This window comes from Mycobacterium sp. NGS26 (assembly GCF_059813025.1).
Map to the genome: position 1 here is coordinate 510,209 of NZ_JCALDU010000002.1, position 14,214 is coordinate 524,422.

Here is a 14,214-nt window from a genome sequence, read left to right on the forward strand (position 1 = left end):
ATCCTGGGCGAAACGATTCCGTGCGCGGCACCGGCGGGTGACAATACTTGCTGGATCCCGCGGAAGGTGACGACATGAATCGAGACAGTGCCCATCCGCGACGACTTCGCGTCTCCGCGCTGGCCGCCGTGGCCAACCCGTCGTACACCCGCGTGGACACCTGGAACCTGCTCGACGACGCCTGCCGCCACCTCGCCGAGGTCGACCTCGCCGGGCTGGACATCGCCCACGACATGGCCCGGGTGAAACGCCTGATGGACCGCATCGGCGCCTACGAGCGGTACTGGCTGTATCCCGGCGCGGAGAACCTGGCCACCTTCCGCGCCCACCTCGAGAGCAAGTCCACGGTGCGGCTGTCCGAGGAGGTGTCGCTGGCCGCGCGGCTGCTGTGTGAATACGGCGACCGCGCAGGGCTTTTCGACACCACCGCGCCGCTGGCCGATCAGGAGCTGGTGGCCCAGGCCAAACAGCAGCAGTTCTACACCGTGTTGCTCGCCGACGACGCGCCGATGACGGCGCCCGACAGCCTGGCGGAATGCCTGCGGGCGCTGCGCTCCCCGTCCGACGACGTGCAGTTCGAGCTCCTCGTCGTGCCCAGCGTCGAGGACGCCATCACCGCGGTCGCGCTGAACGGCGAGATCCAGGCCGCGATCATCCGCCACGACCTGCCGCTGCGGTCGCGCGACCGGGTGCCGCTGATGAACACGTTGCTCGGGCCGAACGACGCCGCGCCGGTGACCGATCGCGCCGACGACTGGCTCGAATGCGGCGAGTGGATCCGCGAGTTGCGGCCCCACATCGACCTTTATCTGCTCACCGACGAGTCGATCGCGGCGGGCAACGACGACGAGCAGGACGTCTACGACCGGACGTTCTACCGGCTCAACGACGTGACCGACCTGCACAGCACGGTGCTCGCGGGCCTGCGGAACCGGTTCGCCACACCGTTTTTCGACGCGCTGCGCGCCTACGCGGCGGCGCCGGTCGGTCAGTTCCACGCCCTTCCCGTCGCGCGCGGCGCCAGCATCTTCAACTCCAAGTCGCTGCAGGACATGGGAGAGTTCTACGGCCGCAACATCTTCATGGCCGAGACGTCGACCACCTCGGGTGGCCTGGACTCGCTGCTGGACCCGCACGGCAACATCAAGAAGGCGATGGACAAGGCCGCGAAGACGTGGAACGCCGAGCACACCTACTTCGTCACCAACGGAACGTCGACCGCCAACAAGATCGTCGTGCAGTCCCTGACCCGGCCGGGCGACATCGTCCTGATCGACCGCAACTGCCACAAGTCCCACCACTACGGCCTGGTGCTGGCCGGCGCGTATCCGCTGTACCTCGACGCGTATCCGTTGCCGCAGTTCGCCATTTACGGTGCGGTGGCGCTGGAGACGATCAAGAAGACGCTGCTGGACCTGGAGGCGGCCGGGCAGCTGCACCGGGTGCGCATGCTGTTGCTCACCAACTGCACCTTCGACGGCGTCGTCTACAACCCGCGCCGCGTCATGGAGGAGGTGCTGGCGATCAAGCCGGACATCTGCTTCCTGTGGGACGAGGCGTGGTACGCGTTCGCCACCGCCGTGCCGTGGGCCCGGCAGCGCACCGCCATGGTGTCCGCCGATCGTCTGTACCAGATGTTGTCGTCGCCGGAATACGTTGCGGAATACCGGAAGTGGGCGGCGTCGATGGAGGGCGTCGACCGGTCGGAGTGGGTGCACCGCCGGTTGCTGCCCGACCCCGGTTGCGCGCGGGTCCGGGTGTATGCGACGCACTCCACGCACAAGTCGTTGTCGGCGCTGCGGCAGGCGTCGATGATCCACGTGCGCGACCAGGATTTCAATGCGCGCACCCGCGACGCGTTCGGTGAGGCGTTCTTGACCCACACGTCGACCTCGCCCAATCAGCAACTGCTCGCGTCGCTGGATCTGGCGCGCCGACAGGTGGACATCGAGGGATTCCAGCTGGTTCGGCAGGTCTATAACATGGCGCTGACCTTCCGGGGCCGTGTTCGCAAGGACCGGTTGATCAGCAAGTGGTTCCGCATTCTCGACGAGTCCGACCTGGTGCCCGACGAATTCCGGGCCTCCCATGTCAGCTCCTACCGTCAGGTCGTGCAGGGCGCGCAGGCCGAGTGGAACGAGGCGTGGCGGTCCGACGAGTTCGTGCTGGATCCGACGCGGGTCACGCTGTTCGTCGGCAAGACCGGGATGAACGGGTACGACTTCCGGGAGAAGGTCCTGATGGACCGCTTCGGCATCCAGATCAACAAGACGTCGATCAACAGCGTGCTGCTGATCTTCACGATCGGGGTGACCTGGTCGAGCGTGCATTACCTGCTCGACGTGCTGCGCCGGGTGGCCACCGACCTCGACCGCCTGCAGAAGGCCGCCAGCGCCGCCGACTGGGCGCTGCACGACCGCCACGTCGAGGAGATCACCGAGGATCTGCCGCACCTGCCCGACTTCAGCGAGTTCGACATCGCGTTCCGTCCCGTCGACGCCTGCGCGTTCGGCGATACGCGGACGGCCTTCTACGCGGGCTACGAGGAGTCGGACCGCGAGTACGTGCTGATCGGCACCGCCGGCCGGCGACTGGCTGAGGGCAAGACGCTGGTGTCCACCACGTTCGTGGTGCCCTACCCGCCCGGCTTCCCGGTGCTGGTCCCGGGTCAGGTGGTCTCCAAGGAGATCATCTATTTCCTGGCCCAGCTCGACGTGAAGGAGATCCACGGGTACAACCCCGAACTCGGGTTGTCGGTGTTCACGCCGGAGGCGCTGGCCCGGATGGAGGCCCAGCGCAACGCGGCGACGGCCGCGGTGGGTTCCGCGTTCCCGGTCTTCGAGGTGTCGGCGGATGCCTCCGCCACGAACGGGTCGTCGAACGGCGACACCGTCGTGCAGGCGGCCGCCAAGGACGCGTGAGCCGGGCCTGCGGCGGCACACCGCGCAAAAGCCCGTTCGTGCTGGACGCCCCGGGTAGGGTGGGAAAAGTCGGCGATACCTCGCATCTGACCAACACGTCATGTCGTCGCCGATTCGAGTGATCCGGCCGGTTTTCCGGTCAAGACGGGAGCGTCGCAGGCGACATGGCGATACAGAACTGGCACGACGCACCGCAGATTCATCCGTCGGAGATCCGGGTCGGCGACGTCATCGGCTCGCTGGGTCCGGGCCCGCTGCGCTACCGGGTCAAGATGATCAGCGGGCCGCAGGCGACCCCGCGGCAGTGGACGTTTTTCGGTCGCGACGACGCGGGCCTGCAGCACACGAGCACGTTCGGGGAAAACGACCTGGTTCGCAGGTACGCCAAGGCGTCATGAGAAGTTCTGCTCACGCGGATCGCAACCGCGGCGCGTCGGCGGAAGTGGCGCAATAGCCCGACGGCGCGTGGTTTCCCGCTGGTCGTGGCGAAGCGCCGCCCGGCGCAAAGCGCGGACCGACTCTCAAAGCCCCGATTTGGCCGGCCTGTTCGCGCCCTGAGCTGCATTAGCGTGACGGCGTGGCCGACGCCATCCCGATCTCGCGTTCCGAGGGCTCCCGGGCCAATCGTGCCCGCCGGGCCGCCGACGTGTTGCGCCAGCAGATCCACGCCGGCGTCTACGCCGAGGGCCTGCCCGCCGAGAACGACCTGGCTTCCGAGTTCCTGGTGTCCCGCAACACCATTCGCGAGGCGCTGGGCATCCTGAAGAACGAGGGGCTGATCGACCGCGGACCCAAGGTCGGCACCCACGTCGCGCAGCGCAAGTACGACCATCGGCTGGATTCGCTGCTGGGACTCAAGGAGACCTTCAAGAACCTCGGCGAGGTCCGCAACGAGGTGCGGGCGGCCATGCCGGTGACGGCCCCGCCGTCGGTGGCTCGCCGGCTGCGGCTGCGGCACGGCGAGGAGGCGGTGTTCGTCGAGCGGCTGCGTTACCTCGGCGACCTGCCGCTGAGCCTCGACCTGACCTACCTCGCGCCGGATATCGGAAACCGAATCCTGGGTCACCCCTTGGAAACCCAAGACCTGTTCGCGCTCATCGAGCAGGTCAGCGGGCGGCGGCTGGGGTCGGCGTCGCTGGCGCTGGAGGCCATCCCCGCCGACGCGCACTCGGCGGCCACGCTGCAGGTGCCCGACGGGTCGGCGCTGCTCATGCTGGAGCGGCTCACCAGCCTCGACGACGGCACGCCCGTCGACCTGGAGTACATCCGGATGCGGGGCGACCGAATCACCATGCGCGGCAATTTATTACGAGCCGAGCCGATAAGGAGCAAACCATGACGCTGGTCAACCACCGCGCCGACGTTCCCGTGACCATCGACGAATCGCTGTGCATCGACGGCTGCACGCTCTGCGTGGAGATCTGCCCGCTGGACGCGCTGGCCATCGACCCCGACACCGCGAAGGCCTTCATGCACGTCGACGAATGCTGGTACTGCGGCCCGTGCGCGGCCCGCTGCCCCACCGGCGCCGTCACGGTGAACATGCCGTATCTGCTCCGCTGATGAAACACCAAGCCATGCGGCTGATCTCGATGGCGGCCGTCATCGTCGCCGCCGTCTCCGGATGCTCCCTGGAAGCGCTGTCGGCGTCCTCCGGCGTGGTCAACGTGGTGGTGGGCTATCAGTCCAAGACCATCAACACCGTGACCGCGGGCACGCTGCTGCGCGCCCAGGGCTACCTGGAGCGCCGGCTCGCCGACATCACCACCCGCACCGGCACCCGATACGCGGTGCGCTGGCAGGACTACGACACCGGCGCCCCGATCACCGCGCAGATGCTCGCCGAGAAGATCGACATCGGCTCGATGGGCGACTACCCGATGCTGATCAACGGCTCCAAGACGCAGGCCAACCCATTGGCCCGCACCGAGATGGTGTCGGTCACCGGCTACAACCCCAAGGGCGCCCTGAACATGGTTGTGGTGCCGCCCGATTCGCCGGCCGCGACACTGGCCGACCTGGCCGGCGCGAAGGTGTCGGCCAGCGTCGGCTCGGCGGGCCACGGCACCCTGGTGCGGGCGCTGGACGGCGCGCGGGTCGGCGGTGTGCAGGTGCTCAACCAGCAGCCGCAGATCGGAGCTTCGGCGCTGGAATCCGGCCAGGTGCAGGCGCTTTCGCAGTTCGTCGCCTGGCCGGGGCTGTTGGTCTACCAGGGCAAGGCGAGGCTGCTGTACGACGGGGCCGAGCTGAACCTGCCCACCCTGCACGGTGTGGTGGTGCGCCGCTCCTACGCGTCGGCCCACCCCGAGGTGCTGGCGGCCTTCCTGCAGGCGCAACTGGACGCCACCGACTTCCTCAACGAAAAGCCGCTGGAGGCCGCCCGCATCGTCGCCCAGGGCAGCGGCCTGCCACAGGAGGTGGTGTACCTCTACAACGGTCCCGGCGGCACGTCGTTCGACACCACGCTGAAGCCATCGCTGGTCGACGCGCTGAAAAGCGATGTGCCCTACCTGAAGTCGATCGGCGACTTCGCCGACCTCGACATCGCGGGCTTCGTCCAGGACGGGCCGCTGCGCGCGGTCTTCGCGGCCCGCGGCCTGAACTACGACGCGGCGCGGGCGCGCACCGCGAACCCGTCGACGCTCGGCGGCGACCCCGCCTCGGCCAGCGAGCTGTGGCTGGACGGGGCCGACAGGACCCAAACCACCGCCGATCCGACCGGCCTGCTGCAGGCCGCCCGGGATGCCGCGGCGCGCGGCGCCAAGGTCCGCGCGGCCTATGTTCCCGACGCGGAGCTGGGCACCCGGTGGTTCGCCGACAGGGCGGTCTGGGTGAAGGACGGCCAAAGATTCTTGCCCTTCGGCACGCAGGCCGGGGCGCGCCGGTATCTCGCCGCGCACCCGGGCGGTGTCGCCATGAGTTATCAACAGGCACTGGGGGTTTCGATATGACAGCGGAATTGATCGAACCGGTCGTCGGGGCGGTCTCGACACCGACGTTCGTGCGGCCGCGGCGCGTCGCCTCGCCGTGGCGGTCGCGGCTGCTGCGGGTGGCCTCGGTGGCCGCCGCCGTCGGGCTCTGGCAGCTGCTGACCGCCGGCAAGGTGCGGCTGCTGCTGCGGTTCGACACGTTGCCGACGGTCACCGAGATCGTGACCGCGCTGCACCGCCGGCTCGGCGCCTACGAGTACTGGCTTGACCTGGCGCAGTCGTTGATTCGCATCCTCACCGGCTTCGGGCTGGCCGCGGTGGTCGGCGTCGCGACGGGCGTGTGGCTGGGCCGCTCGCGGTTGTTCGCCGATCTGTTCGGCCCCCTGACCGAGCTGGCCCGGCCCATTCCCGCCATCGCGCTGGTGCCGGTCGCGATCTTGCTGTTTCCCACGGACGAGGCCGGCATCGTGTTCATCACCTTTCTCGCGGCCTACTTTCCGATCATGGTCAGCACCCGGCACGCGGTGCGGGCGCTGCCCACGCTGTGGGAGGACTCCGTGCGCACCCTCGGCGGCGGCCGCTGGCAGGTGCTGCGGCAGGTGGTGCTGCCGGGCATCCTGCCCGGCGTGTTCGGCGGGTTGTCGGTCGGCATGGGCGTGGCCTGGATCTGCGTGATCTCCGCGGAGATGATCTCCGGGCGCCTCGGGGTGGGCTACCGCACCTGGCAGGGCTACACCGTGCTGGCCTACCCCCAGGTGTTCGTCGGCATCATCACCATCGGGGTGCTGGGATTCGCGACGGCCGCGGCCGTCGAGCTGGTGGGCCGGCGCGTGACCCGCTGGCTGCCGCGCGCGCAGGAGCAGTCGCGGTGACCGTCGGGATGAGCCTCGAGCTGGACCGAGTTCGGTTGTCCTACACCGGGGATCCGGTCATCGACGGGCTGAGCCTGACGGTGCGGCCCGGGGAGATCCTGGTGCTCACCGGGCCGTCCGGCTCCGGCAAGTCGACGGTGCTGCGCGCCCTGGCGGGCCTGATGCGCCCCGACGACGGGCGGGTGCTGGCCGACGGCATGCCGGTCACCGGCACGTCGGGCGACCGGGGCATGGTGTTCCAGGACAACGCGCTGCTGCCGTGGCGCACCGTGCGATCCAACATCGAGCTGGCCCTGCGGCTGCGCGGCGAGCCCCGCGCCACCCGACGCCCGGCGGCCGAACGCTGGATCGAGGAGCTCGGGCTCACCGGCTTCGGCCACTACCTGCCCAAGAGCCTGTCCGGCGGAATGCGCCAGCGCGTCCAGCTGGCCCGCGGCCTGGCCGGCGCCCCGCGCGCGGTGATGATGGACGAGCCGTTCGGGGCGCTGGACACCCAGACACGCGCCGCCATGCAGCGACTGCTCATCGACACCTGGCGCACCCACCCCACCACGATCGTCTTCGTCACGCACGACGTCGACGAGGCGCTGACACTGGGCGACCGGATCGTCGTGCTGGGCAAGGCCGGCCGGCCCGCGCGGGCGGTGCTTGACGTGCCCGAGCCGCGAGACACCCGGCCCCGGGGCGAACTGCGCGCGGAAATCCTTGCCGCCCTGGATCATTCGGTGGCGGCCTGATGCGGGTTCCGGATTTGGCGCCGGTCCGCCTCGACTGCGACGTGCTGGTCATCGGCGGAGGCACCGCGGGCACCATGGCCGCCCTGTCCGCCGCGGAGGGCGGCGCGCGGGTGCTGCTGCTGGAGAAGGCCCACGTGCGGCACTCCGGCGCGCTGGCGATGGGCATGGACGGGGTCAACAACGCCGTCATTCCCGGCAAGGCCGAACCCGAGGATTACGTCGCCGAGATCACCCGCGCCAACGACGGAATCGTCAACCAGCGCACGCTGTATCAGACGGCCTCCCGCGGGTTCGCGATGGTGCAACGCCTGGAACGCTATGGGGTGAAGTTCGAGAAGGACGAGCACGGCGAGTACGCGGTGCGCCGGGTGCACCGGTCGGGCTCGTACGTGCTGCCCATGCCGGAGGGCAAGGACGTCAAGAAGGCGCTGTATCGGGTGCTGCGGCAACGGTCGATGCGGGAGCGGATCCGGATCGAGAACCGCCTGATGCCGGTGCGGGTGCTGACGTCTCACGGCCGTGCCGTCGGCGCCGCCGCCCTGAACACCCGAACCGGGGAATTCGTCGCCGTCGGCGCCAAGGCGGTGATACTCGCGACCGGGGCGTGTGGGCGGCTCGGCCTGCCCGCGTCGGGCTACCTGTACGGCACCTACGAGAACCCGACCAACGCCGGCGACGGGTACGCGATGGCCTACCACGCCGGCGCCGAGCTGTCCGGCATCGAGTGCTTCCAGGTCAATCCGCTGATCAAGGACTACAACGGCCCGGCCTGCGCCTACGTGGCCAATCCCTTCGGGGGTTACCAGGTCAACGCGCTGGGGGAGCGGTTCGTCGACTCCGACTACTGGTCGGGGCAGATGATGGCCGAGGTCAAGAGCGAGATCGACTCCGCCCGCGGGCCCATCTACCTGAAGGTGTCCCACCTGCCCGACGAGACGCTGACCGCGCTGGAGAACATCCTGCACACCACCGAACGGCCCACCCGCGGCACCTTCCACGCCAACCGCGGCCACGACTACCGCACCCACGATGTGGAGATGCACATCTCCGAGATCGGTTTGTGCAGCGGCCATTCCGCCTCCGGGGTCTGGGTCGACGAGCATGCCCGCACCACCGTTCCCGGGCTGTACGCCGCGGGGGACCTGGCCTGCGTGCCGCACAACTACATGATCGGGGCGTTCGTGTTCGGCGACCTGGCCGGCAGCCATGCCGCCGCCACGTGCGCCGAAGTTGCCGCGCCACAGGAGCTTCCGGGTGATCAACTGCGTGACGCGCACGAGCTGATCTACCGACCGCTGCGGCACCCGGACGGGCCGCCCCAGCCGCAGGTGGAATACAAGCTGCGCCGGTTCGTCAACGACTATGTGGCGCCGCCCAAGACGGCGGCCAAGCTGTCCATCGCGGTGCGCACCTTCGACCGGATGCGGGCCGAGATCGCCGAGATGGGCGCCCGCACTCCGCACGAGCTGATGCGCGCCGTCGAGGTGTCGTTCATCAGGGACTGCGCCGAGATGGCGGCGCGGTCCTCGCTCACCCGGACCGAATCCCGCTGGGGCCTCTACCACGACCGCGCCGACCTGCCCGGGCGCGACGACGGCCAATGGGGTTATCACCTCAACCTGCGCAGGGGGCCCGACGGCGCGATGGTGTTCCTCAAGCGCCCCGTGGCCCCCTATTTCGTCTCGGTGCCCGAGCTGGACGGCCTGCCGCCGCTGGATCAGACCGTGCACGAGGTGGAGCAGCCGCCGCTGGTCGGCGGTCAGGCCCCGGCCGTCAGCGCTTCGCGGATCGGCTCGGCCGCAACGGCATTCGAGCCGCCGTCGCCGCGCATCGCCGAGGTGCTCGCGCTGGAGGAGCCGACGATCGCCGACCTGGAGCCCTACCTGACCGACCCGGATCCCGGGGTGCGCAAGACCGCGGTGGCCACCCTCACCGAGCACATCCCCGACGGGTATGCCCCGGCGCTGTTCGCCGCGCTGGACGACGCCGACGCTGGGGTGCGCCGCGCCGGCGCCGAGGGAATCCGCGAGCTGGTGGAGGTGCTGCCCGACCCGGCCGCGGCCCGGGCGCGCCTGTCCTCCCGCGACGCGGTGGTGCGCGCGGCGTCGTTGTACCTGCTGGCCGCGCGCCGGGTCGGCGATGGCGACCAATACCGGCGCGCGCTAACGGATCCCGAGCACCGAGTGCGCATCGAGGCGGTGCGGGCGCTGGTGTCGGTCGACGACGTGGCCGGGGTTGTCGCGGCCACCGGCGACGACAACCGCGAGGTCCGCATAGCGGCGGCCGCCGGCCTGGCCACGCTGCGCGGCGGCGCGGATGCGGTGAGCGCGCTGGTCGCCGACGCCGATCCGCTGGTGCGCGCGGCGGCGCTGGCCGCGCTGGGCGAATTAGGTTGCGGCGAAGGCGATTTCGCTGCTATCGAAAAGGCGCTGCTGGCACCGGCCTGGCAGGTGCGGGAGGGCGCGGCGCGGGCGCTGGCGGGCGCGACGGCCGAATTCGCCGTTCCCCGGCTGTCCGAGGCGCTCGCCGACGCCCACCTCGACGTGCGCAAGGCGGCCGTGCTGAGCCTGACCCGGTGGGCCGGCGAGCCCGCCGCCCGCGACGCGCTGGGGATCGCGCTCAAGGACTCAGACGCCGACGTGCGGGCCTACGCGCGCCGGGCGCTGGCGGGCTTCAGCGGGTCGTGACCGATTTCAGTGGGTTCCACTGCCTGCCTTCGGTTTTCAGCGATGGCCCAGCGATGCGTTGGCGGCCGCGGCGGTCGCGATCAGGTGCTCGGCCACGCTCCTGGCCTGGTCGACGGGGATGGCGAAACCCACACCGATCCAGCTGGCCGGGCCGCCGGGATAGCCGGATCCCATTGTCGCGATTGCGGAGTTGAGCCCGATCATCGCGCCGGCCGCGTCGACCAACGCGCCTCCGGAGCTGCCGGGGCTCATCGTGGCGTCGGTTTGGATCGCGTCGAGCACGGCGTCGCCGCTGCCCGGGCCGACGATGCCCGACACCGGACGGTGCAGCGCGCTGATGACCCCGGTGGTGACCGTGCCGTCCAGTCCGAGCGGCGCGCCGATGGCGGCCACGCTCTGGCCCACCTGCAGGCCGGCCGAGGATCCCATCGTTATCGGCCGCAGGTCCGCGATGCCTTGAACGCGAACCACCGCGATGTCGGTGGCGGCGTCGGCGCCGACGATGGTGAACGGCGCGGTGCGTCCGTCGGCGAAAGTCGCGGTGGCCTTCACCGGCGGGCCGGCCTGGCCCGGGCCGGGCGTCGCCACGACGTGGTTGTTCGTCAGGATGAACCCGTCGGTGTCCAGCACCACGCCGGACCCCTCTTGGGTTTCCGGGCCGATGGCCGTCTCGAGTTTGACCACGCTGGGTATCGCCTTGGCCACCGCCTGCTCGAGGGTCGTGGGCGCCGGCGGGGCGGGCGCGGTCGGAGCCCTGGGGGCCGGTGCGGTGGAGTGCAGTGCGACGACGCCGACCGCGCCGACGGCGCCGGAGAACAACGCGAGCGCGGCCGCGCCGGCGACGACCCCCAGCCGGGAGCGCAACCAGAACGCGACGCTCGACACGGGGCCGCCGAAACGACGATGCCCGTGCCGGATTGCGCGCTTTTCGTGGCGGCCGCCAGGCATTTCGTGGCGGCCCGCGGTGTGCAGCGGCGCGGTACTAGCGTCGGTGGTCATCGATTAGGCCACCTCTTCCTGTGGCTACTCGCGCGGTGTCAGCGGCGGTGTACCCGTGAAAGGTCGAATTCCCATTTCGCGGCTTGGGAAACGTCGGATCGGCGTTGACCCCGGGGCTCCGCCGAAGGCCCTGATCTACCGCAGGGCCTTGGCGTACAGCAGGGCGTCCAGCGGCTCGGGGCCGATGGTGGGGTAGACGGCGTAGCGGGCCAGCCGGCCCTCCAGCTCGAACCCGGCCCGCAGCAGCACCCGGGACGACCGCTCGTTGTCGACGTGGCAGGTGGCCCAGACGCGGTAAACGCCCCGGTCGGCCTGCAGCGCGTCCATCAGCAGACCGAGGACCTCGGTCATGAAACCCTTGCCCCACCACCGTCGGCCGATGCAGTAGCCGATCTCGACCGAGTGCGGCACCGGGCGCCGGCAGCTGGCCAGCCCGATGACTTCGTCGCTGTGCCGCAGCGCGACGGCCCAGGTCCGCTCGTCGTCGCCGACATTGAGCTTTTCGGCGATCACCCGCCGCGTCGCAGCGACGTCTCGGTGCGGCGTCCACTTCAGATACTTGGTGACCTTCGGATCGCGGGCGACCCGTTGGAACAGCGCGCCGGCGTCGTCGAGCACGGGCGGGCGCAGCACCAGTCGCGGCCCGGCGATGCGGTCAGGCGGATAGTCGGCCATGGCGCTAGAGGCCGAGCGCTCGGTAGGTGCGGCGGACGAACTTCGGTTGTGCCGTACGCAGTTTCGCCAGCGACGTGTTGCCCGCCACGGCGGTGGCCGCGTCCACGCTGAAGTCGGGCATGTTCTGGATCAGGTACAGCAGGATCAGGTCGGCCGTCGGGTCCGCCTGCCACCAGGTCCCGTAGGCGCCGGGCCAGCTGAACGTTCCCAGCCCGCCCGGGCCGAACAGCGGGACGGACTTCACCGGATCGGTCACCACCGACAGGTTCAGCCCGAACCCGCGGCCGACCCAATAGGGCGCCCCGAGGAAGTTGTGTCGCTTGTGTTCGTCGGTGAGCCGGTCGGTGCGCATCAGGCGCACCGACTCAGCGGACAAGACCCGCACCCCGTCGACCGTCCCGTCGCCGAGCAGCATCCGCACGAATCGGAGGTAATCATCGGCCGTCGACCACAACCCGCCGCCGGCGTTGCAAAACGACGGGGGCGTGATGTGCGGCGGTCCCATCACGTCGTGGTGCAGCCGGTTGTCCTCGTCGAGCCGGTACATGGTGGCGGCGCGCGCCCGCGCTTGGGCCGAGACGAAGAACCCGGTGTCGGTCATGCCCGCCGGGCCCAGGACGCGTTCGTCGAGAACCCGATGGAACGGCTTGCCCTCGATGCGGGATGCGATGACGCCCAGCAGATCTATGGCATGGCTGTAGGTCACCCGTTCGCCGGGCTGGTGCACCAGCGGCAGCTCGGCCAGCTCGGTCAGCCAGGCGTCCGGGCCCCGGCCGAACGGCAGTCGCACATAGGCCTTCGAGATCGGCCCGGACACCGAGAACCCGTAGGCGAGGCCGCTGGTGTGGGTGAGCAGGTCCTCGATCAGGATGGCGCGCCGCGCCGGGTGCGTCCGGTCCAGCGGGCCGCGCGGGTCGTCCAGCACCCGCACGCCGGCGAACTCCGGCGCCCAGCGGGTGATCGGGTCCGTCAGCGCGAGCTTGCCGTCGTCGACCAGGCTCATCACCGCCGCGACCGTGACGGGTTTGGTCATCGACGCGATGCGGAAGAGGGTGTCCCGTTGCATCGGCAGGCCCGCGTCGACGTCGCGGTACCCGATCTCGTTGAGCTGCAGCACTTCTCCGCGCTGCCACACCACCGTCACCGCCCCCGCGAGCAGGCCGGCGTCGCAGACCTCGCGGATGGAGGCCTGATTGCCGTCGAGGGCCAAACGGTTCACCCGGTCAGGGTAGCCCGCGGCCGGCCAGCGTCGTTGCACCGTCCAGTTCGCGGCACACCGTGCCGGCTGCAGTGACTCGATATCCCAGCCCGCGCCGCCGAGGACGTCGTGCAGCTTCTGCTCGGACACCGCGGCCCGGGGCCACCGACCCGTGCGTGCTCGCCATAAAATCAGCGGATGGCGACGAACGAACTCAAGGTGCCTGTTGAGCAGCTGCAGCAGGCCGCCGCACAGTGGCAGGGGTTGAGTGCCCGGTTCACGAACACGGCGCCGCCGTCGTCGGGGCAGCCGTTTCAGCCCTCAACGGCGCCGTCATTGACATCAAAAACGGTTGGTGGGTCGGGTCGACGGGAATCCCAACGCCACCAGTGATGACCCGTGGCAACTAGGCGCACCGTCGTCACCGCAGCCGCCGCTGCCGTGCTGGTCCTAGCTATAGCTGGGGTGTCAGTGTGGCTGTACCTCAGGCCTTCTCCGTCATCGGACTGCGCGATCGTCAACGACATGATCAAGTACTCCAAGTCCGAGAATGATCGGGTTCGTAATCTCATCCCGGCCGGCATCGATGACCCGCAGCAGCTGGTGGACGCGTACCAAACGCGCGAAACGCGCCTACGTCAGTACGCTGATCAGATCCATGACGCCGGTATACGCGAAAAGGCCTACGCTGTAGTCAATCTCGATCACAAGATGCTCGACGTGTGGCGCCAGACGATTCCGGGGCAGTCGCAGAACGGATCGGAGAACAGTTCAGCAAGTCAGGATTTCCGGCGCGCCTACACCGACTACGCAGCACAGAGCCAGCAAGCCGGTCAGGCACTGCAAGCGGCGTGCCCAGCATGATGACCGCGATTCTGGCACTAGCTGCGATGGTGGCTTTGATGGCTCTTTTCGCCATCTTCTTTTACGGGTATTGCCGCTGGATCCGCGACGGCCGAATCAACCTGTATACGGACCCAGAATGGACTTCGATCACCGGTCCCGCGTCGCCACACTCGTTGCGTGATCCCAACACCAGCCTTTGGAAACAGCCCGAATACGACGACGACCACGTCCTCTATCGACCGGAAGAGTGAATGCGCGAAGCCGCGCATGTCATTTTCGCCGGCCTAGCGCGGGATGCTACGCTGCCGGGCAGCCGACATCCTTTAACGATCCGTCCAGAGAGGCGGAG

Annotated in this window: 13 protein-coding genes and 2 pseudogenes; 11 read left to right on the forward strand and 4 right to left on the reverse strand. The window is 69.4% G+C overall.

Annotated elements, in window-relative coordinates:
* Positions 1 to 74 precede the first annotated feature (74 nt).
* The 8 genes from AC5Y6X_RS08680 (at position 75) to AC5Y6X_RS08715 (ending at position 10,147) form a co-directional block, all read left to right on the forward strand.
* Positions 75 to 2,921: an aminotransferase class I/II-fold pyridoxal phosphate-dependent enzyme gene (locus AC5Y6X_RS08680; RefSeq protein ID WP_499985871.1), complete on the forward strand. Its 2,847-nt coding sequence runs from the start codon at positions 75 to 77 to the stop codon at positions 2,919 to 2,921.
* Positions 2,922 to 3,085: 164 nt separating this feature from the next.
* Entirely contained in the window at positions 3,086 to 3,319 is a 234-nt protein-coding gene (locus tag AC5Y6X_RS08685) for a hypothetical protein (protein WP_499985872.1), read from the forward strand.
* 191 nt (positions 3,320 to 3,510) lie between these two features.
* On the forward strand, positions 3,511 to 4,260 hold the full coding sequence (locus AC5Y6X_RS08690; RefSeq protein WP_499986477.1) for a GntR family transcriptional regulator: 750 nt from the start codon (positions 3,511 to 3,513) through the stop codon (positions 4,258 to 4,260).
* A complete protein-coding gene (locus tag AC5Y6X_RS08695) occupies positions 4,257 to 4,484 on the forward strand; it encodes a 4Fe-4S dicluster domain-containing protein (RefSeq protein WP_499985874.1) in 228 nt (75 codons plus the stop codon). The genes AC5Y6X_RS08690 and AC5Y6X_RS08695 overlap by 4 nt, the downstream gene beginning before the upstream one ends.
* Positions 4,484 to 5,872: an ABC transporter substrate-binding protein gene (locus AC5Y6X_RS08700; protein ID WP_499985876.1), complete on the forward strand. Its 1,389-nt coding sequence runs from the start codon at positions 4,484 to 4,486 to the stop codon at positions 5,870 to 5,872. The genes AC5Y6X_RS08695 and AC5Y6X_RS08700 overlap by 1 nt, the downstream gene beginning before the upstream one ends.
* Positions 5,869 to 6,723: an ABC transporter permease gene (locus tag AC5Y6X_RS08705; protein ID WP_499985877.1), complete on the forward strand. Its 855-nt coding sequence runs from the start codon at positions 5,869 to 5,871 to the stop codon at positions 6,721 to 6,723. The genes AC5Y6X_RS08700 and AC5Y6X_RS08705 overlap by 4 nt, the downstream gene beginning before the upstream one ends.
* An 8-nt stretch (positions 6,724 to 6,731) precedes the next feature.
* Entirely contained in the window at positions 6,732 to 7,460 is a 729-nt protein-coding gene (locus tag AC5Y6X_RS08710; protein ID WP_499986478.1) for an ABC transporter ATP-binding protein, read from the forward strand.
* Positions 7,460 to 10,147 carry a fumarate reductase/succinate dehydrogenase flavoprotein subunit gene (locus tag AC5Y6X_RS08715; RefSeq protein ID WP_499985879.1) on the forward strand — a complete coding sequence of 896 codons (2,688 nt, stop codon included), beginning with the start codon at positions 7,460 to 7,462 and terminating at the stop codon, positions 10,145 to 10,147. Before AC5Y6X_RS08710 ends, AC5Y6X_RS08715 begins: the two co-directional genes overlap by 1 nt.
* 45 nt (positions 10,148 to 10,192) lie before the next feature.
* Here the strand turns inward: AC5Y6X_RS08715 and AC5Y6X_RS08720 are convergent.
* The 4 genes and pseudogenes from AC5Y6X_RS08720 to AC5Y6X_RS08735 form a co-directional block, all read right to left on the reverse strand.
* Positions 10,193 to 10,909 (reverse strand): annotated as a pseudogene (locus tag AC5Y6X_RS08720) (S1C family serine protease); the annotation flags it as partial.
* 372 nt (positions 10,910 to 11,281) lie between these two features.
* Positions 11,282 to 11,821 carry a GNAT family N-acetyltransferase gene (locus AC5Y6X_RS08725; RefSeq protein WP_499985880.1) on the reverse strand — a complete coding sequence of 180 codons (540 nt, stop codon included), beginning with the start codon at positions 11,819 to 11,821 and terminating at the stop codon, positions 11,282 to 11,284.
* A 4-nt stretch (positions 11,822 to 11,825) separates the two neighbouring features.
* Positions 11,826 to 13,031, reverse strand: a complete 1,206-nt coding sequence (locus tag AC5Y6X_RS08730) for a serine hydrolase domain-containing protein (protein ID WP_499986479.1) — start codon at positions 13,029 to 13,031, stop codon at positions 11,826 to 11,828.
* Between the two features lie 13 nt (positions 13,032 to 13,044).
* A pseudogene (locus tag AC5Y6X_RS08735) lies at positions 13,045 to 13,184 on the reverse strand (hypothetical protein); the annotation flags it as partial.
* Positions 13,185 to 13,217: 33 nt separating this feature from the next.
* Here AC5Y6X_RS08735 and AC5Y6X_RS08740 point away from each other — a divergent pair.
* The 3 genes from AC5Y6X_RS08740 to AC5Y6X_RS08750 all read left to right on the forward strand — a co-directional run bounded on the left by AC5Y6X_RS08740 (position 13,218) and on the right by AC5Y6X_RS08750 (position 14,116).
* Positions 13,218 to 13,412: a hypothetical protein gene (locus AC5Y6X_RS08740; RefSeq protein ID WP_499985881.1), complete on the forward strand. Its 195-nt coding sequence runs from the start codon at positions 13,218 to 13,220 to the stop codon at positions 13,410 to 13,412.
* Between the two features lie 132 nt (positions 13,413 to 13,544).
* Positions 13,545 to 13,883 (forward strand): hypothetical protein, encoded by a 339-nt coding sequence (locus AC5Y6X_RS08745; RefSeq protein ID WP_499985882.1) that lies wholly within the window; start codon positions 13,545 to 13,547, stop codon positions 13,881 to 13,883.
* Positions 13,880 to 14,116, forward strand: coding sequence for a hypothetical protein (locus AC5Y6X_RS08750; protein WP_499985884.1), 237 nt, complete (start codon positions 13,880 to 13,882; stop codon positions 14,114 to 14,116). The genes AC5Y6X_RS08745 and AC5Y6X_RS08750 overlap by 4 nt, the downstream gene beginning before the upstream one ends.
* Positions 14,117 to 14,214 lie beyond the last annotated feature (98 nt).

Excerpts from the sequence above, each read along its gene's own strand:
- AC5Y6X_RS08680 (WP_499985871.1), top strand. The coding sequence starts at position 75 with ATGAATCGAGACAGTGCCCATCCGCGACGACTTCGCGTCTCCGCGCTG.
- AC5Y6X_RS08685 (WP_499985872.1), top strand. The coding sequence starts at position 3,086 with ATGGCGATACAGAACTGGCACGACGCACCGCAGATTCATCCGTCGGAG.
- AC5Y6X_RS08695 (WP_499985874.1), top strand. The coding sequence starts at position 4,257 with ATGACGCTGGTCAACCACCGCGCCGACGTTCCCGTGACCATCGACGAA.
- AC5Y6X_RS08700 (WP_499985876.1), top strand. The coding sequence starts at position 4,484 with ATGAAACACCAAGCCATGCGGCTGATCTCGATGGCGGCCGTCATCGTC.
- AC5Y6X_RS08705 (WP_499985877.1), top strand. The coding sequence starts at position 5,869 with ATGACAGCGGAATTGATCGAACCGGTCGTCGGGGCGGTCTCGACACCG.
- AC5Y6X_RS08710 (WP_499986478.1), top strand. The coding sequence starts at position 6,732 with ATGAGCCTCGAGCTGGACCGAGTTCGGTTGTCCTACACCGGGGATCCG.
- AC5Y6X_RS08715 (WP_499985879.1), top strand. The coding sequence starts at position 7,460 with ATGCGGGTTCCGGATTTGGCGCCGGTCCGCCTCGACTGCGACGTGCTG.
- AC5Y6X_RS08725 (WP_499985880.1), bottom strand. The coding sequence starts at position 11,821 with ATGGCCGACTATCCGCCTGACCGCATCGCCGGGCCGCGACTGGTGCTG.
- AC5Y6X_RS08740 (WP_499985881.1), top strand. The coding sequence starts at position 13,218 with ATGGCGACGAACGAACTCAAGGTGCCTGTTGAGCAGCTGCAGCAGGCC.
- AC5Y6X_RS08745 (WP_499985882.1), top strand. The coding sequence starts at position 13,545 with ATGATCAAGTACTCCAAGTCCGAGAATGATCGGGTTCGTAATCTCATC.
- AC5Y6X_RS08750 (WP_499985884.1), top strand. The coding sequence starts at position 13,880 with ATGATGACCGCGATTCTGGCACTAGCTGCGATGGTGGCTTTGATGGCT.